Annotated in this window: 25 protein-coding genes; 2 read left to right on the forward strand and 23 right to left on the reverse strand. The window is 47.0% G+C overall.

What is annotated here, in order from left to right; genetic code table 11:
* Positions 1-73: 73 nt before the first annotated feature.
* The 10 genes from ACTRDR_RS00070 to gnpA all read right to left on the reverse strand — a co-directional run bounded on the left by ACTRDR_RS00070 (position 74) and on the right by gnpA (position 11,156).
* Positions 74-1,123 (reverse strand): polyamine ABC transporter substrate-binding protein, encoded by a 1,050-nt coding sequence (locus ACTRDR_RS00070; RefSeq protein ID WP_440525686.1) that lies wholly within the window; start codon positions 1,121-1,123, stop codon positions 74-76.
* Between the two features lie 71 nt (positions 1,124-1,194).
* Entirely contained in the window at positions 1,195-1,995 is an 801-nt protein-coding gene (locus tag ACTRDR_RS00075) for an ABC transporter permease subunit (protein ID WP_176862026.1), read from the reverse strand.
* A gap of 3 nt (positions 1,996-1,998) precedes the next feature.
* The gene (locus ACTRDR_RS00080; protein WP_440525687.1) at positions 1,999-2,877 is read right to left on the reverse strand and encodes an ABC transporter permease; all 879 of its coding nucleotides are present in this window, start codon (positions 2,875-2,877) and stop codon (positions 1,999-2,001) included.
* A complete protein-coding gene (locus ACTRDR_RS00085) occupies positions 2,858-3,847 on the reverse strand; it encodes an ABC transporter ATP-binding protein (RefSeq protein ID WP_440525688.1) in 990 nt (329 codons plus the stop codon). Before ACTRDR_RS00085 ends, ACTRDR_RS00080 begins: the two co-directional genes overlap by 20 nt.
* A 241-nt stretch (positions 3,848-4,088) precedes the next feature.
* Positions 4,089-5,396, reverse strand: a complete 1,308-nt coding sequence (locus ACTRDR_RS00090; protein WP_440525689.1) for a polyhydroxyalkanoate depolymerase — start codon at positions 5,394-5,396, stop codon at positions 4,089-4,091.
* Positions 5,347-5,820, reverse strand: coding sequence for a hypothetical protein (locus tag ACTRDR_RS00095; RefSeq protein ID WP_440525690.1), 474 nt, complete (start codon positions 5,818-5,820; stop codon positions 5,347-5,349). Before ACTRDR_RS00095 ends, ACTRDR_RS00090 begins: the two co-directional genes overlap by 50 nt.
* Positions 5,820-6,548 (reverse strand): ABC transporter permease subunit, encoded by a 729-nt coding sequence (locus ACTRDR_RS00100; protein WP_176862135.1) that lies wholly within the window; start codon positions 6,546-6,548, stop codon positions 5,820-5,822. The genes ACTRDR_RS00095 and ACTRDR_RS00100 overlap by 1 nt, the downstream gene beginning before the upstream one ends.
* Positions 6,549-6,618: 70 nt before the next feature.
* The gene (locus ACTRDR_RS00105; RefSeq protein WP_176862016.1) at positions 6,619-7,497 is read right to left on the reverse strand and encodes an ABC transporter permease subunit; all 879 of its coding nucleotides are present in this window, start codon (positions 7,495-7,497) and stop codon (positions 6,619-6,621) included.
* Between the two features lie 73 nt (positions 7,498-7,570).
* Entirely contained in the window at positions 7,571-8,926 is a 1,356-nt protein-coding gene (locus ACTRDR_RS00110; RefSeq protein ID WP_440525691.1) for an ABC transporter substrate-binding protein, read from the reverse strand.
* A gap of 70 nt (positions 8,927-8,996) precedes the next feature.
* Positions 8,997-11,156 carry a 1,3-beta-galactosyl-N-acetylhexosamine phosphorylase gene (gene gnpA, locus ACTRDR_RS00115; protein ID WP_440525692.1) on the reverse strand — a complete coding sequence of 720 codons (2,160 nt, stop codon included), beginning with the start codon at positions 11,154-11,156 and terminating at the stop codon, positions 8,997-8,999.
* A 308-nt stretch (positions 11,157-11,464) separates the two neighbouring features.
* Here gnpA and ACTRDR_RS00120 point away from each other — a divergent pair, with 308 nt between their 5' ends.
* Positions 11,465-12,313 (forward strand): AraC family transcriptional regulator, encoded by an 849-nt coding sequence (locus tag ACTRDR_RS00120; protein WP_440525693.1) that lies wholly within the window; start codon positions 11,465-11,467, stop codon positions 12,311-12,313.
* Positions 12,314-12,364: 51 nt separating this feature from the next.
* Here ACTRDR_RS00120 and ACTRDR_RS00125 read toward each other — a convergent pair whose 3' ends face one another.
* The 5 genes from ACTRDR_RS00125 to glnA form a co-directional block, all read right to left on the reverse strand.
* Positions 12,365-13,489, reverse strand: coding sequence for a DUF6056 family protein (locus tag ACTRDR_RS00125; RefSeq protein ID WP_440525694.1), 1,125 nt, complete (start codon positions 13,487-13,489; stop codon positions 12,365-12,367).
* 9 nt (positions 13,490-13,498) lie between these two features.
* Entirely contained in the window at positions 13,499-14,719 is a 1,221-nt protein-coding gene (locus ACTRDR_RS00130; RefSeq protein ID WP_176862006.1) for an LL-diaminopimelate aminotransferase, read from the reverse strand.
* A gap of 216 nt (positions 14,720-14,935) precedes the next feature.
* Positions 14,936-15,823: a diaminopimelate epimerase gene (dapF, locus tag ACTRDR_RS00135; protein WP_440525695.1), complete on the reverse strand. Its 888-nt coding sequence runs from the start codon at positions 15,821-15,823 to the stop codon at positions 14,936-14,938.
* A gap of 83 nt (positions 15,824-15,906) precedes the next feature.
* On the reverse strand, positions 15,907-16,455 hold the full coding sequence (locus ACTRDR_RS00140; protein ID WP_440525696.1) for an ANTAR domain-containing response regulator: 549 nt from the start codon (positions 16,453-16,455) through the stop codon (positions 15,907-15,909).
* A 58-nt stretch (positions 16,456-16,513) separates the two neighbouring features.
* The gene (gene glnA / locus ACTRDR_RS00145; RefSeq protein ID WP_440525791.1) at positions 16,514-17,848 is read right to left on the reverse strand and encodes a type I glutamate--ammonia ligase; all 1,335 of its coding nucleotides are present in this window, start codon (positions 17,846-17,848) and stop codon (positions 16,514-16,516) included.
* A gap of 196 nt (positions 17,849-18,044) precedes the next feature.
* On the opposite strand from glnA, the gene ACTRDR_RS00150 reads away from it, so the two are divergent.
* Positions 18,045-18,800 carry a hypothetical protein gene (locus ACTRDR_RS00150; RefSeq protein WP_440525697.1) on the forward strand — a complete coding sequence of 252 codons (756 nt, stop codon included), beginning with the start codon at positions 18,045-18,047 and terminating at the stop codon, positions 18,798-18,800.
* Positions 18,801-19,130: 330 nt separating this feature from the next.
* On the opposite strand, the gene ACTRDR_RS00155 is transcribed toward ACTRDR_RS00150, so the two are convergent.
* From ACTRDR_RS00155 to fliS, 8 genes are all read right to left on the reverse strand, one after another.
* Positions 19,131-20,630 carry an RNA-binding domain-containing protein gene (locus ACTRDR_RS00155; RefSeq protein WP_440525698.1) on the reverse strand — a complete coding sequence of 500 codons (1,500 nt, stop codon included), beginning with the start codon at positions 20,628-20,630 and terminating at the stop codon, positions 19,131-19,133.
* 14 nt (positions 20,631-20,644) lie between these two features.
* Positions 20,645-20,821, reverse strand: coding sequence for a hypothetical protein (locus ACTRDR_RS00160; protein ID WP_176861993.1), 177 nt, complete (start codon positions 20,819-20,821; stop codon positions 20,645-20,647).
* A gap of 340 nt (positions 20,822-21,161) precedes the next feature.
* A complete protein-coding gene (locus ACTRDR_RS00165) occupies positions 21,162-21,743 on the reverse strand; it encodes a helix-turn-helix domain-containing protein (RefSeq protein WP_176861991.1) in 582 nt (193 codons plus the stop codon).
* Between the two features lie 58 nt (positions 21,744-21,801).
* Positions 21,802-21,939: a hypothetical protein gene (locus ACTRDR_RS00170; protein WP_440525699.1), complete on the reverse strand. Its 138-nt coding sequence runs from the start codon at positions 21,937-21,939 to the stop codon at positions 21,802-21,804.
* Positions 21,940-22,264: 325 nt separating this feature from the next.
* Positions 22,265-23,602, reverse strand: coding sequence for a flagellin N-terminal helical domain-containing protein (locus ACTRDR_RS00175; RefSeq protein ID WP_440525792.1), 1,338 nt, complete (start codon positions 23,600-23,602; stop codon positions 22,265-22,267).
* Between the two features lie 340 nt (positions 23,603-23,942).
* On the reverse strand, positions 23,943-25,166 hold the full coding sequence (locus ACTRDR_RS00180) for an ATP-binding protein (protein ID WP_440525700.1): 1,224 nt from the start codon (positions 25,164-25,166) through the stop codon (positions 23,943-23,945).
* A 185-nt stretch (positions 25,167-25,351) separates the two neighbouring features.
* Positions 25,352-25,825 carry a flagellar protein FliT gene (locus tag ACTRDR_RS00185; protein WP_440525701.1) on the reverse strand — a complete coding sequence of 158 codons (474 nt, stop codon included), beginning with the start codon at positions 25,823-25,825 and terminating at the stop codon, positions 25,352-25,354.
* On the reverse strand, positions 25,825-26,211 hold the full coding sequence (fliS, locus tag ACTRDR_RS00190) for a flagellar export chaperone FliS (RefSeq protein ID WP_022155007.1): 387 nt from the start codon (positions 26,209-26,211) through the stop codon (positions 25,825-25,827). The genes ACTRDR_RS00185 and fliS overlap by 1 nt, the downstream gene beginning before the upstream one ends.

Here is a 26,211-nt window from a genome sequence, read left to right on the forward strand (position 1 = left end):
AATATTCGCACAGATCAAATCTGTCAAGAACTTTTTTCATCCATTCATCGAATGGCGCGGGCTGAACGGAAGGTTAATTACATGCGTTCTTGAACTGATTCCAGATCTCTGCATGCAGGTCCTCTGCCTCCTGGGAGATGTTCTGCACGATCTCGCCCTCCGCTGCATCCTCCGGCAATACGATCATTTTCTTCATATCGTCGGAAATATATTCTTCCGCTGCTTTGTTGGTGCAATAATAACCGATATACTCATAACATTTTGCCGCATTTTCCGGCTCATTGATATAGTCTAAAAATGCATAGGCTGCATCCGCATTAGGAGCCTTGGAGGGTACAAATCCTGCCATGATACCGAAGCCCAGTCCCTCCTTGGGATATACCACTTCCAGATCCGGTCTCGCCTGCAGAGCTGCTGATACCTGGGAGGTATACAAAAATGCTGCTGCCACTTCACCGCTGATCAGGTAATCCTGGGTGTTGTTGTCATTGATCACGCGGATGTTGGGTGCCAGGGTCAGAAGCTTCTCTCCTGCCGCACGGATGGCATCCAGATCTTCCGTATTGAAGGACTCACCCATCGTTTTCAGCGTAATACCGTCGATAACACGGTAATTCGCTGTCAGTGCCACATTATTTTCCAGCGCCGGATCCCACAGATCCTCATAGCCTGTGATCTTCACATCCGTCAGTCCCGGATCGTACACGATCAGCGGAATGCCCGCACCGTAAGGTACCGTATATTCGTTCTGCGGATCATAAAACTGGGACATAAATACAGGGTTCAGATTATCGTAAGTGCTGATCTTTCCCGTATCCAGCTTCTGCACCAGACCTTCCTGAATCGCCAGCTCGATGATATAGTCATCCGCGATGACCAGATCATAATCACCGCCCTTGGTCTCCTCCAGCTTCGCCAGCATATCTTCATCATAATCAAAGTTGGAATAATTGATCCGGATACCGGTCTCTTTTTCAAAACCGTCCAGGATCTCCTGAGGGAACATGCCATCCCATGTATAGAGATTCAGTTCTCCCTTATCTTCCTTACCGCCTGCTCCACAGCCGGTAAACAACGTGACCAGCATGGTCGCTGCCAGCAGCATTGCCAGCTTTTTCTTCATAATCTCCTCCTTCGATGCAGATTTTCTGCATCCTTTTCTATTTTCCATGATGCTTACGGGCAATCCCCCGATCATTTTTCTCCGGGTATTTCTCCTGCAGGTGCCTGACTTTTCCGTCCCAGCACATACGCTCCCGCCAGACACAACAATATCACAAACAGCATGACCGTTGCAAGTGCATTGATCTCCGGGGTCACGCCGGTCTTTAATTTCGTGTAGATCTTCACCGGCAAAGTATTAACCTTCGGTCCGGTGACAAATATACTGATCACCACATCATCGAAGGACATGGCAAATGCCAGCAGCACACCGGACAAGATCGCCGGCAGGATCTGCGGAAGTATTATGTCAAAAAATACCTGCCGCTTCGTCGCTCCCAGATCCAGCGCCGCCTCTTCTAAGGAATGGTCCATTCCCACCAGTCTCGCCCGCACCATAGTAAAAATATAGGGCACACAGAATGTAGTATGGGCGATCACCAGCGTGACCATACCAAAAGGCAGTCCCATCAGGGAAAATACGGACAAAAATACCATGCCCAGAATGATCTCCGGGATCATGATGGGCAGTGTGGATACATATGCCACAACCTCATCCGTCTTCCGCTTCCTGCGGCTCATCCCCAGCGCTCCCGAAGTGCCGATCAGCACTGCAAAAGCGCAGCTTAATACCGCCAGGATCAGACTGTTGATCAGTGCTTCTCCTAAATCTCTGTCGCCAAACAGCTCCCGGTACCATTTCAAGGAGAATCCCTCCCAGACTGAGGTCAGCTTCGAGGCGTTGAAGGAATACACCACTGTCAGAAGGATCGGGATATAGGTCAGCACAGTGATCACCGCCACATATACAAACGGCCATTTTTTCTTTTTCATATCTTACAACATCCCTTCCAGCTGTGAAGTTCCGGTGATCTTCCGGTACAGACGGATCATCACGGAGGTCAGCACCATAAGCACCGCGGACAGTGCTGCCGCAAACGGCTGGTTGCGCCCCTTGGTGATCTGTTCCTGTATCACACTGCCCACCAGTACGATCTTATTGCCTCCTAAGATATCCGCTATGAAAAACAGTCCCATGGACGGGATAAAGGACAGTACCACGCCGGATAACAGACCCGGCAGCGTCAGCCGGAAGCTGACGGTCCAGAACGCCGTCCACTGGGAAGCTCCCAGATCCCTGGAGGCTTCCACCAAAGACATATCCAGCTTCTCCGCGCTGGAATACACCGCCAGGATCATAAAAGGCAGCAGGGAATAGACCATTCCCACCACCACTGCCGGATAAGTATAGAGCAGTTTTAACGGCTGATTGGTCAGATGCAGCCCCATCAATATCTTATCCAGCACACCGTTGCTGCGGAATACGATGATCCAGCCGTAGAGACGGATCAGCGCACTGGTCCAGAACGGGATCATGATGAGAAGCAGCATCCTGCGCTTCCACACCGCATTCATCCGCGCCATAAAATACCCATAAGGATACCCGATCAGTGCTACAAAAAAGGTAGCGGTAAACGCCAGCTTCAGAGACTGCCGGAAGGTATCCAGATACAACGGCTCCAATATTCTCTTATAATTGTCCAGGGTGAACGTAAAATCCACGCCCCAGACCTGCGCTCTCTGTAAAAAGCTCAACAGAAACAGATACAGGATCGGCAGAGCCACGAACAGGATCGTGAACACATACATAGGGATCATCAGTCCGATATTCCCCAAGTTCCTGTGTCCGTTACTTTTAGTTTTCGTCTTTGTCATTATCTATTACCTTTACTGCGTCTTTCGCATCCCAGCCGATCTTCACCGTCTCTCCCGCCTGCATATCATTATCGATGCCGTAGCGGCTGGCTGTCAGAAGCTGCCCATCCGACAGGCGGAACAATATACGAAGCTGCCCACCGGCAAAACTTTTCTCCACTACGACTGCTTCCTGCGTACAGACACTCTCCCCGTCCATCCGGATATTTTCCGAGCGGATGGCAAGTGTCTCTCCATTTTTATGCAGAATATTCGCATTTCCCACGAAATCTGCCACGTAGCTGGTCCTCGGCCGATAATACACCTCGTTGGGTGTTCCCATCTGCTCCAGCACACCTTCATGCATGACACCGATGCGGTCGGACATATTGATCGCCTCTTCCTGGTCATGCGTGATATAGATAAAAGTGATCCCCAGCTGCTTCTGCAGACGTTTCAGTTCCAGCTGCATCTGCCTGCGCAGCTTCAGATCCAGTGCTCCCAGCGGTTCATCTAACAGCAATACTTTCGGCTCATTAATCACCGCTCTGGCAATGGCAATGCGCTGCTTCTGTCCGCCGGAGAGCTGGTCCGGCATACGTTTTCCGTACTCTTCCAGCTGCACCAGGCGAAGCGCACGCTCCACCCGCTCTGCGATCTGCGCCTTCGGGACTTTGCGGATCTTCAATCCATAGCCTACGTTATCCGCCACGTTCATATGCGGAAATAGGGCATAATTCTGAAATACTGTATTAACATCCCGCTTGTTGGGTTCCCAATCCGTAATATCGTGGCCCTCCAGGATCACCTGCCCGCTATCCGGCAGTTCCAGACCCGCAATGATCCGCAGCGTCGTGGTCTTGCCGCAGCCGGAGGCACCTAACAGCGTGATAAATTCTCCCTGTCCGGCTTCCAAGTCAATGCCTTTTAATACCTCTGTATCAGCAAAAGATTTCCGGATCTGCTGAAGTTGTAATATACTTTCACCCATGCCCCGGCTCCTTTCTTATTGTTATCTTCCTTCTGTCTGTTTACCGCCTAATAGTTTAACAGTTCTTTTCTCGTCCGTCAAACCGTTTTGTCGCCGTTAATCGAGTAGGCTGTCTCCTACTCGATTTGTATATTTTGTACACCATCTCGCTTAAAAACTCGATGATGTACATTCGCCAAATACACACATAAAAAATGCTAAGCCACGGAGTTTCATTCCGAGCTTAGCACCCTATCTGTTTTTATTTATCCGGACTAAAATCCAACTCCACAACCCGGTCATTCACCTGTGTAAAGCTGCCACCGTCCATATTTTTACGTACAAAGGGAACACCCTCTCGCACATAGTATACATTATCCTGAAGCAGGGCATCCGGATTCTCTGACGGGCTGATCGTACCACCGAGATCATCATAGCTGATATTATTGCGGAAGGTATTATGGATCGCCTCCTGTAAACAGAACATCACACAGCCGCCCTCATTCTGCCTGCTGTAATTATATTCATACACCGTTCCGTCCCCGGAATCCGCATCATATGCCATGCCGTCCTGATTGAGCCTAGTGTCAGCGACTTCATTATAGCGAAACAGGGCATCCTTGCATTTCCAGGGCCAGATTGCGGCTGCCACTTTGCCCATCCGGTCACCCGGCTCGCAATAGATCCGGTCATTGATCTCGCATGCCACAGAGTCTGCCATATTATGCTCCACCAGAGGACGCAGCGCATACATCGGTGTGATCCCATCCCCGCCGGCCTCTTTTACATAATTATTCCGTATCTGCATATTTTCATGCCCATAGTTCAGAAAAACCGATTCCGTAAGCTCTGCTCCCCGGAACTTATCATGAGCATAGGTATAGCCTGCTGCAATTCCCCAGCGGCTGACCCGGTGCACGAAGCATCCTTCTATGACGACATCCCGATACCGTGCCACACCCGTCCGCTCCTCACATTCCGGGCGAAGCGCTGTCATATAGATCCCACCGTTATTCATGTGCTTATCGTAGACATTCCCATGAACATCATGGATCCACAGATTTCTAAGGGTGATGCCGCTGCGCACCCCTTTGTCCTTAGCCACCACTGCCACACCGGTACGGTTCATTTTCTCACCCAGGCTGTAACGCTCTCCCGGAATCCTGCTGCCTTCATTCGTGATCTCCAGATCCTCGACCACAATGTGCTCTGCATCATACAAAAGCACTGCGGAAGATACATAGCCGTGATACACATGCGTAGGGGAATCCAGCGGTGTCCCATAATCCTGGTACCAGATCCCCTGTCCGCAGGCATCGATCCGCGGCAGTGCATCTGCTGTGCCGTACGCTCCGATCACAATCGGAGCCTCTTTCGTACCGCTGTCTGTCACATGCAGATACTGTCCGTAAAATACACTGCCCCGCTCTAACAGGATGCGGTCGCCCGGCTGCAGATGTCTTCGATTGATGGCAGACAGACTGGCAAATGCCGTACTGCACGTCCGTCCGTCATTTTCATCACTGCCCGTTCTCTGACTCACATAATACGTCGCAGATAAGCTTGTCATATGCATCCTCCCGTAACCGTTTCTCAATGATCTGTGACACTTCCTCATAGGTAAAATAATCCCCATGATAGCGTCCGAACAGATCTCTGTTCTGTTCGTAAAATTCCCGCTTCTCCCGCTCCGTAAAATCCGGGCACCAGCCGCCTTCCCGGACTTTCCCACACGGCTGTACAAAATCCAGCTTCAGGCGGGTCAGCTCATATTGCAGATATGCCGGTGCGGAAAAATAATGCGGTCCGTAGAACCGCTGTCCTTCCTGTTCCATTCTCCGCAGTTCTTCGTTGTGCTTCTTACGTCTGGCCTCTAGTCCCTCCATAGAGGGATCCTCGATCAGGCCCATTCTATGCGCCAAAAGGAAGGCTCCCTGAGCCTTCCTGATATGCGCCTGTGTCATAGTTTCCTGTTTTGGCATTTTCTGTTGCATTATTTCACTGCTCCCGTAATTCCATTTGCAAAGCTCTTCTGTAAACACAGGAAGATGATCGCCGTAGGAAGTGTACAGATCAATACTCCCAGCATCAGCATACCATAATCCACACTGTATCCACTCTTCAGATTGGCTACCAGCATCGGCATGGTGATCGCCTTATTGTCCTGTAAAATGATCGTCGGCCACAGATAATTGTTCCACGCATTCATAAATGTAACCGTCATCGCTGCTCCATAGGTAGATTTCATCACCGGAATGAACATCCGGAAGAAAATCTGTATTTCACTCAGACCTTCCAGCCTGGCAGCCTCGATAATATCATGAGGAAAAGAACGTGCTGCCTGTCTGAAAAGCATGATCATAAACGGAGTCGAGATGGATGGCAGTGCCAGTGCGATCCAGGTATTTACCAGCTTCCAGGAGGTAAACATCTTGAACAGAGGGATCATGATCGCTACGAACGGAAGCATCATTGCCAGCAGCAGAATACTCATCAGAATATCCTTGCCCTTATCATGATAGATCTCAAATCCATAACCGGCAATGGAACAGATCAGCAGTGTCACAACCGTGATCACGATCGCATTGCGGAAGGAGTTAAACATCGCAAGTCCGAGATTCTGCATGTCAACCAGGGTCTTGAAATTCTCGATCAGATAGGTACCCGGGATCAGACGTCCTCTTACCACATCAATACTCTGGTTCGTCGCACCGCATAGCATATAATACAGTGGAAATGCTGACAGAAAGCTTGCTATCACTAAGATTGCGTAGGAAATTATTTGCTTGAATTTAGTCACGTTTGTCACCCACCTTCATCTGAATTGCAGACAGAACCGCTACCATCACAAGTATGCATACAGACAACGCTGCCGCATAATTAAATTTCGGTGTCTCCACAAAGGAGATATTGTAAATGTAATGCGCTAATGTCATTGTAGATTTACCGGGACCGCCTGCTGTCAGGTTCATCGACTCATCGAACAGCTGCAGTGTTCCCGAAGTAGACATGATCGCCGTCATCAGAATGGTCGGCTTTAACAACGGTATCGTGATCTTCATAAACTGCTGGAACGGTGTCGCTCCGTCGATGTAGCTTGCCTCATATACAGAATAATCGATATTCTGTAACCCTGCCAGATAGAATACCATATTATATCCGGTCCATCTCCAGATCAGTGCGATCACGATGACCCATCGCGCCGCCCATGTGCTCTGGAACCAGTCCACAGAAGACAGTCCGATGGCCATAAGCACTCTGTTGACAACTCCATCCGGAGCAAACAATGACTTAAATATCATGGAATAAGATACCAGTGACGTTGCACACGGAAGGAAGATCAAAGTACGGAAAATACCTTTTCCTTTTATCTTAGGATTATTCAACAGCTGCGCCAGCATCAGTGCGAGCACAAGCATGATCGGTACCTGAATCACAAAATAAAAGAAGGTATTGAACAAGCATTGCTGGAATGTTTTATCCTTGAAGATCCTGGCATAATTCGCTACACCATTAAAGGCTCCTCCTGTCTTCCGGAAGGAAAGAAGGATGGCCTGTGACATCGGATAGAAACAAAATACAAATATTAAAATCGATGCCGGGAGCAGGAATGCCCATCCGGTCAGATTATGCTTTTTTTCCAAACTTAATTTTGTTTTCTTCTTTTCCATGTTTCTCTCCTACAACAGTACCGGGAACGCACTGCTGCACCCCCGGTACTATCCAGTTTCCATACTCTGGTGATTATTCGGCGATATTAAACTCTACGGTATCCTGAGCGTTTTTGATCTCTGTATCGATATCAGCATTCTTCTGTACAACGTTGGTGATTGCATCTGTCAGTGCGCTTCTGATGTCAGAGTAGTATGCACCGTAGTCAATTCCGGGAACATGTCCGGCGAACTCTACGATATCCTTGTACACTGCCTGACCGCCGTAGAACTCATTGCCCTCATTATAGGTCTCAGACTGTGCTGCGGGCAGGTAACTTGCGATTGCTCCTGCATTTACCAGCAGATCATCGTATAAATCTACATCCGCACCAAAGGTAGCGTTCAGGAAATCAAATGCCAGATCGGTATTTTTGCAGTTAGAAGATACTGCCCAGCTTGCACCACCGCAGTTAGCGTAGTTGGTTGCGCCTTCTACATCATCTAACTTAGGCATGTTTACGATTGCCCATTTGCCTGCCTGGTCTTCTGCTGCCTGAATGGAGGACATGATCCAGCAGCCCTGGATAACGCCTGCAGCGGTACCCTTGTTCATGGAAGCGATATACTGATCCCAGTCGGTATAATCAGCCATGATTCCTTCATCGATCAGCTGCTTGTAGGTCTCGATCGCTTTCTTCAGCGCTTTGTTGTCTACCAGAGATACTTTGCCATCTACCATAGGGGAAGCACCTGCAGACTGTAACATCTCGATCACGATCTCAGAACCGCCGGAGCAGGTCAGCATGGGAACATCATTCGCAGCCATTACCTTCTTAGACAGCTCCATGAACTCAGACCATGTGGTATCCTTGAAATCTTCTACCTTAAGGCCTGCTGCTTCTACCATATCGGAACGGATCGCCATGATGGTAGCACCATTATCAAAAGGAATACCATAATGTGTGCCATCTACTGTGGAGTCAGCCAGCTTACCCATAGAGAACTGGGAGAAATCAATTCCGCAGTCATCCAGTGCTGTGAAGATTCCGGGATAATTGGTTGCATTTTTGTGGAAGGAATAATCCTGCATCAGGAAGATATCAGGTAAAGTGCTGTAATCACCGGCTTCAGCCGCTGTGATCAGAGCTGTCTCGATATCGCTATATACCTTCTCCTGGATGTCTAACTTGAAGTTAGGATGATCCACCTGGTATGCCTTCTCTGCCTGCTTCATTGCATAGACATTGAAGTTAGGATCCCAACACCATACGGTCAGTGTCTCGTCTTCTGCGGAAGCAGTTGTCTCTGCTGCTGCCTCTGTTTCCTTGGATGCCTCGCTGGGCGCTGCGCTCTGCGCATCATTGCCGGCAGGCTTATTGCCACATCCGGTAAGCATGGAAACGGTCATTGCCGCTACTAAGAGCACGCTTAATACTTTCTTTTTCATCTTAAATAACCTCCTTATACTTGTAAAGTACTACCTTATAAAATATGAAACGCTTTTTGCCTTCCATAAGTTACCTGTCTTCGATATCGTCCACCCAACGCATTTCCCCGGGTTTCAGATCCAGCACATATGCACATTTTCCTTTGATATACAGCTCTGTGTGCTGTGCCTGTGCTGAGTTGTTGATCACTGCGATCTTGCCGGTCTTCTGGAATACCGTTACTTCGGTATCCACATTCGTTACATAGTAACGCTTCATCTCCTGCTCCATGCCGGCTGCATAATAGATTGCCCGAAGCAGAAGTCTGCAGTTCTGGGGAGAATACGGAAGGCCTGCAAAATACACACTGTGTCCTCTGCCATATTCATTGACCACCAGCTGGCTGTATTCCCCATCCATCGCAAGGATCTGATAATGTCCGCCCTGTGCATAGACGCGGCTGGTTCCCTCGCCGAAATCCAGGGCTCCGTCAATATCCTCTAAGATAAAGTGATCTGCATTTTTCTCATTGTACTTGTCCGTGCTGAGAGAGAAACACATCTCGCGGTCTACGCCGAGCACATCGGACAATTGGAAATATCTTCCCTGATGCTGATATGCGGTAGGCTCACCCACACCGATGAATCCGCCTCCCTGATCCACAAAGCGTCTGATATTGGTCAGGACCTTTTCGTCGATCCAGTTCTCCGCGCCGCTGAATGCGGTGTACGCATCCCCGACATTAATGATGACCTTGATCTCCTCAGGGATACCGTTTCTGACATCATCAAAGGAAATGAACTCGACCTCAAAAGGCATTCCGCTTAAGCATTCCAGTACTCCCTCTGCGGAATAGGTCTCCCTGTGCCAGATCGCATGATGTACCTGATTGGACATCCACCTTCTCTGACTGCCCCAGCAGTTCAGGATCGCCACCTTGAAAGGTGCCACATAGGAAGCTGTCCCCTGCATATTTTCATGGATCTCTCTAAACTGTGTTACCACGTTTTGGATCTCATCAATGAAACCGGGCCAATTACTTGCCAGCTTCAGATAACCGCCGTATCCGATTCTGTCCAGGGGAGACCTGAGTAATGCACGCCTTGCTTTTCTCCAGTTATCCCTTGCCTCTCCGATCGGGTCACCGCCTTCGCAGAACACATCCGGGAAAAAGTAAGGTAACAGCCGTCCTTCGGTATAATCCACTCCCTTGATATCAGAGATCATTCGAAGCGTCACACCGCTTCCGACAGAACCTACCACTGCATCCAGTCCGATGCCTGCGAAATATTTACCGTAGGGCTCTGTTCCGATCCAATGATCTCCGAGGAACATCATAGCTTCCTTGCCATAAGAATGTACAATGTCTACCAGCTCCTTCGCCAGCGCACATACCTCGATCTGCTGGAACTCTATGAAATCCAGGAACTGTCTGCTGGGAACGCGGAACATGCTGTTGTGATATCCCTGATCCACAATGTACTCCGGGCGGAATTTGTAGCCTGCCCATTTTTCAAACTGTTCCAGGATATAGGGGCTCACACTTGCGCTGTATCCGAACCACTCTACAAATTTTTCCCGCTTCTTGTCATCGAAGGTCAGTGTGAACTGATGGAAAAAGGTAGTGAAGCGGACAACGTCGATATGAGGATTGTCCTCGCACCATTTTCTCAGCTTCTCTTTGACGTACTGCTTGGTCTTGGGCTGTCTCACATCGTAAGTCAGCTGATGCGGTGTATCCTTCCAGTCATTCGTGATGAAATTGTACATGTGCACCGGATCCCAGATCAAAAATGCCAGGAAGCTTACCGTATACTCATGATAGGGAATCGTATGGATCTCCACTTCGCCGGACGCCTCATCAAATTCCCATGCATCCGTCGGCACCACTTCACCGGTCGTTCTGTCGATCACTTCCCACCAGCGCTTCGGATCATCCAGCGTGTTGACCTTAAGCTGCTCCGTATGGAAGCCTTCCATCAGACGGATGCGGAGTGTTTCCCCTCTGGCGGTGATGCGGTTGCTGATCAGGTATTCCTGCTGGATCTCCTCCGGATGCTTCATCGCCCACGCATTATCCTTTCTCGTGGTATAATAAGTCGCATATTTCTTCACCGGCTCTGACAAAAGCGCTTGTGGCATCTCGGTTCCGTCACAGTCTCTCAAAGCATCTGCGCCCAGAAGATTTTTTAACCGTATTGTTTCGTCAATGATGTCTGCATCTGTTGGCAGTGTCAGTCTTCCTGTCATCGCATGATTTCCTCCCCATCGCTTTTGTACTATCTTGCAGCTGATGACTAAAGTATATCGGCTTCCTGACCTGATATCAATTTCTTTGTTGCTTGTTTTGTTATGTTTATTGCTATTTTGTTACTAAAATAGTGGATTTTTTTAAATGATTATGTATAATATGCTTATCACGATCGTATGCATTTTTATTTTTTCGTCTTTTTTACGAACGTTTTTGTAAAATATTGTTCTTTTTATATATTCATTATAAAAAACATTGCAAATTCGAAAAAGTGCACAATAAAACAAGATAAAGAAGGTGTCTGGTTATGAGTAATGAATTTATCAATATTGATTCTGCAAACGCAAACAGTTCTCCGGAACATTTCCAACTGCGTTACATCTCCATCTCCAAATACGAAGGAGACTGGCAATCCCTTCCGCATACCCATCACTTTTCAGAGTTGTTCTATGTCCTGCATGGTGAGGGAGCCTTCTATATAGAGAATGAAAAGGTGCCTGTGAAGACGGACGATCTGGTCATCATCAACCCTTATGTAGAACACACAGAAAAAACACTTCCCAACGATCCCATGGAATATATCGTATTCGGTGTGGAAGGGCTCGCATTTTCTTTTTCCGGTGCAGGCCAGGACAACCCGAAGGGTTACAGCTTCTACAGCTACGGCGCCGACAAAAAGCAGTTCATCAACTTTGCCCAGCTGATGATGCAGGAATTCCGTGACAAACTCCCCGGCTTTGAACAGGTATGCCACGGACTGCTCCAGGTGCTCCTGGTATATATTTCCCGGAAGCAGAACCTGTCCGTCATCTCCGATTCCTCCTTCCAATTATCCAAGGAATGTGCTCTGGCGAAGCGCTATATCGACTCCAATTATTCGCAGAACATTACATTGGATTCCCTGGCGGAGATCACGCATATCAACAAATTCTATCTGGCACACTCCTTTACCGAATGTGTCGGGCAGTCTCCGATCAATTACCTGACCGACCGGAGACTGGAAGCCTGCAAGGAGCTCCTGGTATCCTCCAATCTGTCGGTAGCGCAGGTAGCCACCAGTGTCGGATTTTCTTCGCAGTCTTATTTCTCGCAGATCTTCCGTAAAAAGACCGGCATGACACCGCGCCAGTACCGGAGCCGGTATGCCCGGAGATAAAAAGGACCCCACAGACGGCTTCTGCCGCCCGTGAGGTCCCCCGGATCCTCTCTACGTGATCCAACCCTTCATAAGTCCTATAAATTCCATGAAAAAATACATTCCCCGAAGCCATATGAACACTCCGCAGCCATAATACATCCATGCATTTTCCTTCTGTCTGTCCACCGCCTTGCCCGTCAGGGACAGGATCACACAGATGAGTAATACCATGGTTCCGAAGGCTGCACGGTCAGGGTAATGCGGTGACAGCACCATAGCTCCCCAGGATAACAATGCCCCTGCCAACAACAGCAGGTTCTCTTTTCCGATTTTTTCTCTTAAAATTCCCACGCAGATCACAAGCAGTACCACTGTAAACAGGAGTGCCGGGAACAGATACTCAAAGGCTCCCTTCGCCTCGCTGTAGAAGCGCAGAAATAAATTCCATAACAGTCCTCGCGTATCCTCAGACGTCTCCTCACTGCGGACAAAATTGCCCGGTGCAACGATCATCAGAACACTTCCCGCCAGACAGCTGATATTTCCAAGATACATCCATAACGGTATCTTTTTATGATCCTTACGTCTTAAGATCATCACCAGGAGACTCAGGATCCATACCGCCGGTCCCATATTTTCATTGCTCCATCCGGCGATCAGTCCTAACGGCAGGATCCACAGAGTGATTCCCGCAAGATTCCTCTCCCAGCGGTCTTCGTAGCGCAGATAACAATATAAAAATGCCAGCAAAAATCCTGCCATATACAGATAATTCGCCGCCCCGGACTCCCAGACCATACTCATTCTCCAGTTGGCATTGAGTCCCAGTAACATACTCATTGCCGCAAAAAAGTACGGGAATCCGCGTCTTCCGGACACCTCACAGATCAGCCATGAAAGAAGCAGCGTCATACCGGTATTAAAAATATCCGCCCAGTGCTCCCCGCACAACAGTATGAGCTGCAGCAGCCCATGTGCCATGCTTCTTCCGCCCCAGTTAAAATAGTGCCAGATCTGTGCATGGATAATGTCACGGATGTTCTGTATCGGAGTATCCGCGTACAATAATGTGGAATACCATTCATCATCCATCATAAAATCCGTCAGATAATTGACATACCAGATCATAACTGTCGTAAACAGGATCAGTACCAGACTGCTCCGGCGAATTATTTTTTTCTGCTTTTCCTGCATATTTTTCTCCTACAGCCGGATCCTCTTCAGACGGTCCACTGCCTCGACAGTGTTCTCGTAGCTTCCGAACGCCGTCAGGCGGAAGTAATGCTCACCGCTTGGTCCGAATCCGGATCCGGGGGTACCTACCACGTTGACATTCTCTAACAGATAGTCGAAGAACTCCCAGCTGGTCATGCCGTTCGGCGCTTTCAGCCAGATATAGGGAGCGTTCACACCGCCGGATACGGTAAATCCTGCTTCTTTTAACCCCGCAAGGATATAGTGTGCGTTGTTCATGTAATAAGCGACCTGTTCCTTCAGCTGTGCCTTACCTGCTGCAGAGTATACTGCCTCACCGGCACGCTGTACGATATAGGGTGCTCCGTTGTATTTGGTGCCGTGTCTTCTCGCCCACAGTGCATGAAGGCTGACATCCCCGCTCTTTAAATCCTTGGGGATCACGGTAAAGCCCAGACGCACTCCGGTAAAGCCGGCATTTTTGGAGAAGGAACGGAACTCGATGGCACAGGTTCTGGCTCCTTCACATTCATAGATACTGTGAGGCACATCCGGCTCGGAAATATATGCTTCGTAGGCTGCATCGTAAAGGATGACAGCGCCTACCTTATTCGCATAGTCCACCCATTCCTGCAGCTGTGCCTTGGTGATCGTGGCACCGGTAGGGTTGTTGGGGAAGCATAAATAGATCAGATCCGGGGTCTCCTTCGGCAGCTCGGGTGCGAAACCGTTCTCTGCCAGACAGGGCATATAGATCACATCACTCCAGGTCTCGGACTTCGGATCGTAAGTGCCGGTTCTGCCTGCCATAACATTAGAATCCACGTATACAGGGTAAACGGGATCACATACCGCGATCTTATTGTCCAGACTGAAGATCTCCTGAATATTGCCGCAGTCGCATTTTGCTCCGTCGGATACAAAGATCTCGTCCGGCGCAATATCGCAGCCTCTTGCCTTATAATCATTCTCTGCAATGGCATTGCGCAGGAACTCATAGCCAAGGTCAGGAGCGTAACCATGAAAAGTCTCCGCTTTTCCCATCTCGTCCACCGCACCGTGCAGCGCATCAATGATGGCAGGTGCCAAAGGCTGTGTCACATCTCCGATTCCCAGACGGATGATCTTTTTGTCCGGGTGTGCTGCGGAATACGCGTTTACCTTTTTACCGATGGTGGAAAATAAATAGCTTCCGGGAAGTTTTAAATAGTTGTCGTTTACTTTAAACATAATACGTTCTCCTCTCTATGATCCTTGGTGCAATATTGCTGTCACCTTGCTGTCGTAAATAAGCAATTTTTCCGCACTACGTGCTCTCAAAATTGCAACGAACATTCGTAATCCGGGCTGATCACCCTACTTAATTATGTTCGTTTACTCCTCTCATAGAAACATGTCTTTGTCTGCAAGCAGCCACGCCGTGTTTCTATGGAGGAGTTTATTCTATCAGATGGAGTACGGGTCAACTTCACCCTCAAATACGATCTTCGCAGGTCCGGTCATGTAGACCAGATCCGCCACACGGTCCCATTTGATGTGCAGTTCACCGCCTAATAGTTTAACAGTTATTTCCTCGTCCGTCAAACCATTTAGCACGCACGCCACCGCCGTAGCGCAGCATCCGGTACCACAGGCAAGGGTCTCCCCGGTGCCTCTCTCCCAGACGCGCATGAATACATTCTTCCGATCCAGGATCTCTACGAATTCGGTATTCGTCCGGTTGGGGAAACAGGAATGGTGCTCGAACTTCGGACCGATCTTCTCAATATTGAGATCCTTTACCCCCTTCATAAATACAATGGCATGGGGATTGCCCATGGAGACACAGGTCATACGGTATTCCTCACCATCCACCGCGATCGGTGCATCCACTACGGCAGGTCCCACCGGGGTCTGCTGTGTTGCTTCCGCTATCACCGGCACCTCCACAGGTGCCAGGACCGGCTGTCCCATGTTCACCTGTACCATAGTTACCTGCCCTCTGTCCGTGGCGGTCCTGCCCTCCACCGTGAGCTTTAAATATTTTATTTTACCGGCACTGACGATGGTAATGTCTTCCTGGTCCGTCAGTCCCTTATCGTGGACGTATTTTGCCACGCAGCGGATACCGTTGCCGCACATCTCCGAGCGGCTGCCGTCCGCATTGTACATCTCCATCTCGAAATCCGCTTCCTTGGCCGGATTGATGAAGATCACGCCATCACCGCCGATGCCGAAATGCCTGTCGCTTAACTTTCTTACAATCTCGGGCTTTTCCTCCTTGGAAAGCTTCTCCGTAAAGCCATTAACATATACATAATCATTGCCACAGCCCTGCATTTTTGTAAATTTCATGTATTGCTGTTCCTCCTGTTGTTCTCTTTCACATTCATTGCCTGCGTCGTCCGGAATACTATCATCTTTTCCGTGCCGCTCTATTACTCCGTCATCATGGACAGCACCATCTGTGCCGTCTCCACCAGATTCGTCCCACTGTCCATACTGGTCTTCTGAAGATACCGGTGGGCTTCTTCTTCCGTCATATGATTTCTTGCCATCAAAAGCTCTTTGGCATCTTTGATCGCTTTTTCATCCGCCGCATTTCGGGTCTTCGGCTGCATGCGCCGTTTTCTTCTGCGGCGCTCCACGCCTTCCACCATCAGGTTCACAGTATTGATCAGGTCCTGAACCTTTAACGGCATGGAGAGGCATACGATGCCGTTGCCGTAGCATTCGCTGATCAGATTCTGGGATGCCATCAGAAGCATCTCGAAGCCCTCCGGCAGATCATCATGAAGTTCTGTATATATCATATCCGCCAGCTTATAACTGCAGATCACGATTCCGTCATTCAGTCCGTCCACCTGGCTGATCGCCTGGGTGCCCGTAGTACAGATACCCGTGACCTGAAAGCCACTGCGTACCAGGATATTCTTGACGCCTTTGGCTTCCTCCAGCTTCGGCAGCACGACAATAATGTTCGTCATTCGCCCACCTCCTTTCTTCTGTGTTTATTACTCTATCATTACAAAAGAAAGGATTTTATCAATACTTATACAGATACTCCTGAATCTCCCATTCAGATACCTGGGAGCGGTACTCATGCCATTCCTTGCGCTTGGCATCGATATATTTTCCGGCAATATGCTCGCCTAAAACATCCTGGATAAAGGTATCCTTCTCCAGTTCTTCCACTGCCTCTAACAAAGTGCCCGGCAGCTGGTCGATGTGAAGCTCCTTCCGCTCTTTGGCGGTCAGTGCGAAAATATTCGCATTGATACTTGCAGGGGGATCGATCTTCTCCCGGATGCCCTGTAAGCCGGCGCTTAAGCAGACTGCCAGCGTCAGATAAGGGTTCGCTGCGGAATCGGGACTGCGCAGCTCGATACGGGTACCCTCTCCGTCTGCGGTAGCCGGAATACGGATCAGGGGGCTGCGGTTCGTCGTGCTCCATGCGATATAGACCGGCGCCTCGAAGCCGGGCACCAGACGCTTATAGGAATTTACCAACGGATTCGTGATGGCTGCCATTCCTTTGATATGCTTCATAATACCGCCAATGAAATAATAAGCTTCCTTACTCAGACCGTTAGGGTCGGAAGCATCCTGGAATATATTTTTCCCGTCCTTTTGCAGAGACATATTGATATGCATGCCGGAACCGTTGACGCCGAACTTGGGCTTCGGCATAAACGTAGCGTGCAGACCGTGGCGTCTTGCGATGGTGCGCACTGCCATCTTGAAGGTCATGATATTATCTGCGGTATGTAATGCCTCATCGTATCTGAAATCGATCTCATGCTGCGCCGGAGCCATCTCATGATGGGATGCCTCGATGACAAATCCCATATCCTCCAGGTTCATGACAATGTCACGACGGGCATTCTCACCGAAATCCAACGGTCCGATATCGAAATAACCTGCCTGCTCATGGGTGTTCGTAGTCGGCATGGTATTTTCATCCGTATTGAATAAGAAAAATTCACATTCGGGCCCTACCTCAAAAGTATATCCCATATCCTCTGCCTGCTGTACCGCACGCTTCAGCACATAACGGGGATCACCTTCAAAAGGCTGACCATTGGGGCGATAGACATCACAGATCATACGTGCCACCTTGCCCTGCTGGGGTCTCCAGGGGAAGATCTCTAACGTGGACAGATCCGGGTACAGATACATATCGGATTCCTCGATCCTGGCGAATCCATCGATCGCCGAACCGTCAAACATACATTTATTGCTCAACACCCGGTCTAACTGGCTGGCTGTCACCGCAATATTTTTCAGATTGCCAAACAGATCCGTGAACTGCAGACGGATGAATTCCACATCCTCTTCTTCCACAAGACGGATGATATCTTCCTTGGTATAATTGTTCATCATTACCCTCGTTTCTGCGCCGCCTGTCTGCTCCTTTTCCACGGGGCGGACGCATCCGTGAAAAATACTTACACTAAATATAGCAATGCCTGTTTTGTCTTGTCAATGCGAAGTTCTCCTCATTTGCGGTACTATGTGGGAGTTCCTGCGCATACTATTTATAAAGATCATCCCATCATTCCAAGGAGACCCAAGAATGAGTGCAAATACAAAGATCGTTGTCCTTCGCAGAAAAGAACTGCTCTATACCGGAATCTTCGCTGCGTTGGGGGTGTTGTTCGTCATATTACTGTTGATGTTATTGTTACCGGGAAAAGATGCGGATACCTCCTCCGGGGCACCGGATTCCCCTGACAGTACTGCCGAGACCGCTATGCCAGACAATGTGGCGGATCTCGGACGTTCATCACAGTTCTCTGATGCGGAGGATGCCTCCACGGGAGCTAGTGCATACACCGGTGCTGTTGACAATGCCGGTGCTGTTCTGGATAACGTCTCCGGGTCTGTCGGTACTGACAATACATATATCCCCGGGATCTACACGACCGAACTGATCCTCGGCAGTGAGACTGCAAACGTGGAAGTCATCGTAAATGACCACGCCATTACATCCGTAAGCCTCGCCGATCCGAGCGAAACACTTACTACCATGTACCCACTGTTAGAGCCCACCATGGAATCCCTAAACGACCAACTCTGTGAGATGCAGGATCCAAGCCAGGTGACCTATTCTGCCGAGACCAGGTATACTTCGCTGGTGCTATTGGAAGCCGTGAAGGCATCCCTGGAAAAGGCAAAGCCTAAGGCTACACCGGAAGCGACGGGCGCGCCGGATGCAACGAATGCGCCGGTGGCTTCCCCCGAGAATGCAACGGCCACTTCGTCGGAAACGGATGGGAAAACCGCGGAACCTACGAAGATGCCGACAGCGGATATCAATCCGGCAGCGTAAGGACTCGGGTGCACGGTTTACAAGATAGCGTAACAATCGCAGCTATTGCGCAGGCACAAATCTGTACCTGGCTCATCGTATACACAAAAAAGGGCGCATGCCTCCCGGCATGCACCCCATTGTGCGTTTTATTGTAATATTTTGTTTGCAACACTGGGTTTATTTTATACTATTTGCGGTGGAGATGCAAGGGAAAATTACTTCTCTTTTTTCTCTTTTTTCTCTTGCTTCTTTGCTCTTGCTGCTTTCAAAACATCAGCAAGATTATCGCCATTAAGCACTCCCGGATAATTTTCCTGAAATCCCACTAAAGTATCTTTATTTTCCTGCTCACTTTATACTCCAATATCCGCCTTTACTCGGGCCTTCATATTCGATTATTCCACTAGTCTTCAATTTATTTATTGAACGTTTAACCGTACTGAGTGAAACCTCTATCTGACTCGCCATTTCCTCTCGTGTTACATACTTATTCATTCGTATCAACTGCAAAATAGCATCCTCCACTGATTTCGCATTTTGGGGTTCATTTTGGGGTTCATTTTGGGGTTCACCTTGTTCCATTAAGAAATCCGGATGAATAGGTATCTCAACAGTAACTGCTCTTCTTTCATCATCCGTTTCAAATGTCGCTTTAGGAGAACCATTATCTCTAAGTTCCTCTTGTATAGTAGGAATTCCTGTAGATTTTCCTTCTGTCAAATCTAACTCCTTCAAAAATTCCCCCAATCGTTTGTTTCTATAATATCGAGATTTGAATCGTTCTCCCTCAGCAATTGTCTTTTGCGAGATTGAACGGTCAATACCTGGATAACTAATAATTCGAACACAATCTGGTTCAATCTCTATGATTATTGCCTGATAGGATTGATAATCACGATGATAAAAAGCATTGACCACAGCTTCCTCTAACGCCTGATACGGATAGCTGTACCGGCGAATGGCTTCCATCTGATAATCTACTTTCGTGACCTTTTCCTCAATCACCATGTCCTGTAGCTTTTCCATAGTTCTTTTAATCATTGTCGGCACAGAGCCTTTGATAATCGGCACTTCAATAAAATTATTTGGATTTTTAATGCTACCTTCCGGAAATTTTGTAATTTCAACCTGCGTATATGGAAAGAATTTGTCCAAATGCTCACAAAACATCATCAGTGCCGCATTAGATATACATAGCTGCTCCGGTGGTCCTACAAGAAGCTGCATGTCTCCAAGCACTTCCATAACACCACGTTTTCCAATCTGCTTTGCCAGCTTGCTTTTGGTTGTATTGAGATGGTCCGTTAACAACGCAACCGATATGTCTGACTCTGTAGCCTCAAAATTAGGCCTCGTGTCAAACGGTGCGTAGTTTGTCATATTAATTAATTCTCGTTCCTGCTCCGCATTTGCACGAACCGAACTTGTCGCATACCGTATATAGTAATAATACTTTTTATCCTTCTTAGCAGTAACATGCTCTGGTGCCTTATACGGTCTTTGCACTCCAGGTGTCACCCACAATACAACAACATTTTTCCCATCAACTTGTTCAATGATCACACGTGGAAAATATGCCGGAATCATTGTATTATTATAACCCAAAAGTTCCTTTTGTATGGTATCCAACTCATATTCTTCCAAACCCTTTACCGGGCGAACTGCAACACCGTTTTTCTCCTCGACACCAATCAAAACATATCCGCCACCAACATTGTCAAAATCATTGGCAAATGCACAAATGCTATGATAAATATCATCCGGATTCCACGATGCTTTAAATTCGATCCTATCAGATTCCACTCTTCGCTTATTTAATAAATCTTCTATGCTAAGCTCCAATTCCATTTACTTCACCACTTTCATAATTTAGGACTGCCCATCTCTTTCTCAGCATTCTCTCGTTTAATCCGATAATCCGAAAGCACTTTCAGTATTTCCGGGTCAGTTACATTGGATTCATAATCTGAAAAATCATTACTTTCAATTATTGGCTTAATTTGTTTCATCATTAACCATAATTTATCGTAACAAATCAATTTGCCCCTCCCAATAAGACGAAAAACACCTTCGTCGGAGTTTGCATTTGCGTGTGAGACTTCGGTGTTAATTATTTTACACTCGTATTCGTTTCAAAAATATCTATTAGAACCGGAAGCATTGCTTGCTGCTCTCTAACCTACGAAGATGCCGACAGCGGATATCAATCCTGCGGCGTAAGGGACTCAGGTACCGTGCATAAAATTCAGGGCTGACTCAAAAAAGGCGCATGCACCCCGTTGTGCGTTTTATTGTAATATTTTGTTTGCAACACTGGGGCTTTTTTATACTATTTATGGGGGAGATGCAAGGGAAAAATATTTCTCTTTTTCGCTTTTATCAGCAAATATTTCGCACCTCATTTTCTACAATATTAAATTGTATAAATTCCGGTATCGCATTTGCAAGTGCCTTTTCTTTTATACGTTCATCTCCCGTCGCTGCATATGCCACTTCAACACCTGCAGAAAAATATAATTTTTCAAGCTTCTGGGAGCGAATATCATTATAATTTGTACAAAGAGGTAAATCGTTCATCCTGGACAAGTAATCAATCATAGCCAGCAGATACATAGCTTCTCTGCACCATCTGCGTTCATAAAGCTTTCTTACTTCATCCGTCTCAAGTGTTTCGATAATAAAATCTATATCACCCATATCCTTTACGTGATGACAGGTATTACTCTTAAAAGTTTCAAACGAACATCTATAATCTTCATTATCTGCACTATTATTTTCCAATATTAAGTCTACCGTTACATTAAGCACCCTGGCGATTTTATGCAGAGTTCCGGCCGTGCATTTATCAAGGTCTGCTTTTCCATTACAGATATCAGTAATTGTTGTCATTGCAACTCCGCTTTCCTTGCTCAAGCGATACCTCGACATTTTTTCTTTTTCAAGTAAATCATTAATTATCATCTGCTTCCCTCCTATTTATTAATATATCGGTCAGCCGAACTACTGTCAATAATATTATTTACAATTGAGATATCTGAGAATTCCTTGCATCCACCATAGCTCTGATCACATCAAGTTCCGGTTGAATTGCCTCATACTCTTTTCGGAATTCGTCATTCTTCATTTCCTCAGAAAGCATTTCATTTAAGGTTTTCATTCTCTGCCATCCTTCCTATAATGTCAAATATTATTTATCCTTTAGTATATGTTATATATGCCATATCGCCAACGAATCAATCTCACATTGCACGATATTTATTAAAAACAATTTATTCAAACTGATTTTAATAAAATTCTTCTGAATAAAATTTAACATGAACTCTTATGTTTTGCATTCTTTTTTCCCATTTTTGACAGAATAAAAAACGTTTATGCTAGGGAGATACCTATGGAATTCATTTGGAGGATTTAAAAGTAAGAAAAGCCGGTGCTGATGCACCGGCTCCTCTTGTATTACGTTAGTTATGAACCTTTTACAGAGATTACTGTAACAGAGACAGTACGCCCTGGTTGGACTGGTTAGACTGAGCCAACATAGCCTGACCTGCCTGAGCCAGGATGTTGTTGTTGGAGTACTTAACCATCTCAGTAGCCATATCGGTATCACGGATCTGGCTCTCTGCGCTGGTGGTATTCTCAACTACGTTGTCGAGGTTGTTGATGGTGTGCTCCAGACGGTTCTGAATAGCACCAAGGGCAGATCTCTGAGTAGATACCATCTGAATTGCTTCCTTGATAGAGTCAACTGCATAGGTACCATTCTGACCATTATCACCGCCAACCTGAATACCATTGATTCCAAGTCCCTTTGCGCTCATTGCATCAATGTCCATGGAAATCTTGTTGGATGTGTAAGAATCAGCACCTACATGCAAGTCAAGGCTGACTGCCTTATTAACTGCAACCTTTCCTTCGTTAACGGTAAATACATTTTTATTATTAGTAACCGTTGCAGCCGTATCAGTTCCAATAGAACTAGCTTTTGCAATCTCTTTACCAATTGCTCCATATAAATTAGTCGCCGTATCGTATCCTTCTACTGTTCCTACGCCATAGGTTTTGCCATTGACAGTATTCTCCTTATCAGCTGTCAGCAAACCTTTAACTTCATCGGCTTTATACTTTTTAGCATCATGATCCACATCACCATCATCTACAACACTATATGTTGTTCCATTAATAGTAACCGTATCTCCTGCTGCCAAAGTATCTTTTCCAGTAGCTGCCTTTAAAACATTTTCTGCCGTGTCAGAAACTCCATACTTGGTTCCGGCAATCGTAACTTCATCGCCTGCTTTTAACTCTTTTACGGTGAATTTAGCAGTACCGGTACCCTGGCCTGACCATGTTCCTTCAAAGCCAGCAGACTTTGCTTTTAAAATCTTATTAGTAGTTGCTGCGCTGTCGCCCTTGAGCAGATAAGTCTCATTGAATTTTGTGGTTGTAGATACTCTGTCGATTTCTTCTACCAGCTGGTCTACTTCGTCCTGAATGTACTGTCTGTCATCGGTGCTGTTGGTTCCGTTAGCAGCCTTTACTGCCAGTTCATTCATTCTCTGCAGCATATCATGAACTTCTGTCAGAGCACCTTCAGCGGTCTGCACTGCGGAGATACCGTCCTGTGCGTTGCTGGATGCCTGTGTCAGTCCTCTGATCTGCTTTCTCATTTTCTCACTGATGGAAAGGCCAGCTGCATCATCTGCTGCTCTGTTGATCTTATATCCGGAAGAGAGTTTCTCAGTAGACTTTGCCTGAGAAGCAGTGGTCAGACCTAACATTCTGTTAGAGTTCATAGCTGTAAGATTGTGTTGTACTACCATAATATATTCCTCCTTGAATTGACGAGCGCTTCCCTGCGCTCCGTTATTTGCTTTGGCAATGTCAGCTTCAAGTTCGCACATCCTGTTACCTTCATCGCCATTGTCTTCCTACTGTCCGGCGTGCGAAACCTTCGATTCGGAAGAGGTTCGGTAAGCAAATGTTTTATTTGCTTTACTTGTTAAGTATATCGGAGAGGATTTTGGAAACTTAACCCCTGTTTGAAAAAAAAGTTGACTAATCTTATTTTTTTCTTTTTTCTTACTTAGGGATAAAGACGTATACGCAAAAACATTTTTGAAATTACAGATCCCTGTCTGATATTCAGGCAGGGACTGTATTTTAGATCATCCAGACCGGTACGATATAATTGTCTCTGTCAATCGCACTAAGTCCCGGTTTCATGCAGATAACTGCGCCCTTCGCACGAGGCGTTGATGCCTTGTCGAGTAATTCAAATACCTTTACCAGCTCTGTTCCGGGATTTGCAGTTTTCTTAATCTCAATCGGATTCAATATTCCATCATGTTCCAGGACAATATCAATCTCCCTGGCATCTTTATCACGATAATAGTACAAATACGGCTCTTTTCCACAATTCAGGTAGGTTTTCTGAATTTCCGCGACCACATAATTCTCCAAAATGGCCCCGTTCATAGCACCGCATTCTAACGTTTCCGCACTGCTCCATTTCGTCAGGTAACACACCAGACCCGTATCGTAGAAATACAGTTTTGGTGTTTTCACAAGGCGCTTCAACAAATTATTAGAATACGGATGAAGATAAAAAATAATTCCCAGCGTTTCCAGAATTCTCAGCCAATCCTTCGCCTGCGTCTGATTGATATCTGCATCTCTGGCAATCTCTGCCGCGTTAACCATCTGCCCACATCTTGCTGCCACCGCAGTAATAAACCGGAGGAACTTAAGCGAATCTATGGCATCCGATAATTCTCTTACATCCCGCTCAATATAAGTAGACAGATAACTGCTGTAAAAAAGCTGACTGTTACTGTTAATACCGCTTACGATCGCCGGCATGGAGCCCTGATAAATCCGCTCAAAGATCTCTCTTGTATCAGCTTGCTCTCTCTCTTTCTGCCTCTCGCTTAAGTCCTCCAGATCTACCTTAAACGGTTTCATCGTCCCGCCGGATATCTCTGCCTGTGACAGTGATGTAAGTGAAAGTACTGCCACTCTTCCTGCCAGTGACTCCTGTACTCCCTGCATCAATTTGAACACCTGTGATCCCGTAAGCCAAAATGCTCCCGGCTCATGGTTTTTATCTACATATATCTTGATATAAGTAAACAGTTCCGGTGCATATTGAACCTCATCAATCAATACAGGCGGTTTATGCAGTTGCAGAAACAGTTCCGGATCGGTCTTTGCAATATTTCTTTCGTTCAAATCATCCAGTGTTACATATCCCCGCTCCGTTCCCTCCATCAGTTTTTGGAGCATTGTCGTCTTTCCTACCTGTCTCGGTCCCGTTACCAGGAGTACCGGATATTCCCTGGTTACCTGTCTTACTACATTCTCCAGATTTCTTTTGATATAATTCATAAAAGCCCCTCTTTCGGCTAATCTTTTTTATGATTATATTTTAGCCGGATTTTTTTAAAATATCAAGCACTTTTCGGCTAATCTATGCTTTGATTATATTTTAGCCGGCTCACATTTTTATTCTTTCACATTGATTCTGTCATAAAAAAGAGAAGCAGTGATCTGCTTCCCTTCATCCGTTGTATTTATTGTTTATTATCGTACATCTGGGGCGGTACGTATCCGGCGCCGCTCATGCTCTTGTAGTAGTCAAAGGCGCTTTTGGCATTTTTGCGCCGCTGTCCGATGTTGGCACGTTCCTTCGCAAAGTAGTTCTCGATGAGTTTTTTATTCCGTGCTTCCTGTGCCTGGACAGACACGCTGAGTTCAGTCACCCTGGCTACCTTTGCCTGCAGTTCCTTAATCTGGGCTGCATAGCGTTCTCTGTTGCCCTCCAACTCCTTTGCCAGCTTCTCATACAGGATCTCGAAGCCTTCATCCAGCCGGACGACCTCATCGATCAGACGCTGCTTCTCCTCCACGGCATCATCGAACAGGCTCATGTCCACTTTTTCCGCTGAGAAGATCTCTTCCTGACGCTTATTATATTCCCGGATCTTCTGCAGTACTTCCAGCTTCTTATCCAGACTTTCAGATAAAATGGTCAGCTGATTCTCCATCAGTCATTTCCTTTCTTGGCACCGGCCTTCATGACTTCTTTCCAGTTGTCGCGGATCGAGTGGAGATGTGTGTTGATCTCTTCGAGAATCTCCTTATCCTTTTTGACATTGGCTTCCACCAGCCGTCTCTCCAGATAGCTGTAAATATTATCGAAATCCTTGGAAACCTCGTATTTCATATCGAGTGTGGAATGCAGGTATCCGATGATATTCTGCACCTTGCGGATATTCTCATGCGCTCTGGGAATGTCATTTTTCTCTACGGAAAGCTCTGCGATGTTACAGAACTTAATGGCTCCGTCGTAAAGCATAAGCGTCAGTTCTGCCGGAGATGCGGTCAGAACCTTGCTGTTATTATACTGTGCATACGCACTGGGTAATGCCAT

Origin of the sequence: Simiaoa sp. (assembly GCF_051972595.1) — a bacterium.
Taxonomy (GTDB): domain Bacteria; phylum Bacillota; class Clostridia; order Lachnospirales; family Lachnospiraceae; genus Acetatifactor; species Acetatifactor hominis.

Coding starts and splice junctions, on each gene's coding strand:
- gnpA (WP_440525692.1), bottom strand. CDS start 11,156: ATGACAGGAAGACTGACACTGCCAACAGATGCAGACATCATTGACGAA.
- ACTRDR_RS00185 (WP_440525701.1), bottom strand. CDS start 25,825: ATGGAGAATCAGCTGACCATTTTATCTGAAAGTCTGGATAAGAAGCTG.
- fliS (WP_022155007.1), bottom strand. CDS start 26,211: ATGGCATTACCCAGTGCGTATGCACAGTATAATAACAGCAAGGTTCTG.
- ACTRDR_RS00075 (WP_176862026.1), bottom strand. CDS start 1,995: ATGAAAAAGAAAAAATGGCCGTTTGTATATGTGGCGGTGATCACTGTG.
- ACTRDR_RS00165 (WP_176861991.1), bottom strand. CDS start 21,743: ATGATAATTAATGATTTACTTGAAAAAGAAAAAATGTCGAGGTATCGC.
- ACTRDR_RS00085 (WP_440525688.1), bottom strand. CDS start 3,847: ATGGGTGAAAGTATATTACAACTTCAGCAGATCCGGAAATCTTTTGCT.
- ACTRDR_RS00170 (WP_440525699.1), bottom strand. CDS start 21,939: ATGAAAACCTTAAATGAAATGCTTTCTGAGGAAATGAAGAATGACGAA.
- ACTRDR_RS00130 (WP_176862006.1), bottom strand. CDS start 14,719: ATGTTTAAAGTAAACGACAACTATTTAAAACTTCCCGGAAGCTATTTA.
- ACTRDR_RS00110 (WP_440525691.1), bottom strand. CDS start 8,926: ATGAAAAAGAAAGTATTAAGCGTGCTCTTAGTAGCGGCAATGACCGTT.
- ACTRDR_RS00080 (WP_440525687.1), bottom strand. CDS start 2,877: ATGACAAAGACGAAAACTAAAAGTAACGGACACAGGAACTTGGGGAAT.
- ACTRDR_RS00150 (WP_440525697.1), top strand. CDS start 18,045: ATGAGTGCAAATACAAAGATCGTTGTCCTTCGCAGAAAAGAACTGCTC.
- ACTRDR_RS00180 (WP_440525700.1), bottom strand. CDS start 25,166: ATGAATTATATCAAAAGAAATCTGGAGAATGTAGTAAGACAGGTAACC.
- glnA (WP_440525791.1), bottom strand. CDS start 17,848: ATGAACAATTATACCAAGGAAGATATCATCCGTCTTGTGGAAGAAGAG.
- ACTRDR_RS00090 (WP_440525689.1), bottom strand. CDS start 5,396: ATGACAAGCTTATCTGCGACGTATTATGTGAGTCAGAGAACGGGCAGT.
- ACTRDR_RS00125 (WP_440525694.1), bottom strand. CDS start 13,489: ATGCAGGAAAAGCAGAAAAAAATAATTCGCCGGAGCAGTCTGGTACTG.
- ACTRDR_RS00095 (WP_440525690.1), bottom strand. CDS start 5,820: ATGCAACAGAAAATGCCAAAACAGGAAACTATGACACAGGCGCATATC.
- ACTRDR_RS00100 (WP_176862135.1), bottom strand. CDS start 6,548: ATGCTATGCGGTGCGACGAACCAGAGTATTGATGTGGTAAGAGGACGT.
- ACTRDR_RS00070 (WP_440525686.1), bottom strand. CDS start 1,123: ATGAAGAAAAAGCTGGCAATGCTGCTGGCAGCGACCATGCTGGTCACG.
- ACTRDR_RS00175 (WP_440525792.1), bottom strand. CDS start 23,602: ATGGTAGTACAACACAATCTTACAGCTATGAACTCTAACAGAATGTTA.
- ACTRDR_RS00105 (WP_176862016.1), bottom strand. CDS start 7,497: ATGGAAAAGAAGAAAACAAAATTAAGTTTGGAAAAAAAGCATAATCTG.
- ACTRDR_RS00140 (WP_440525696.1), bottom strand. CDS start 16,455: ATGACGAACATTATTGTCGTGCTGCCGAAGCTGGAGGAAGCCAAAGGC.
- dapF (WP_440525695.1), bottom strand. CDS start 15,823: ATGAAATTTACAAAAATGCAGGGCTGTGGCAATGATTATGTATATGTT.
- ACTRDR_RS00120 (WP_440525693.1), top strand. CDS start 11,465: ATGAGTAATGAATTTATCAATATTGATTCTGCAAACGCAAACAGTTCT.
- ACTRDR_RS00155 (WP_440525698.1), bottom strand. CDS start 20,630: ATGGAATTGGAGCTTAGCATAGAAGATTTATTAAATAAGCGAAGAGTG.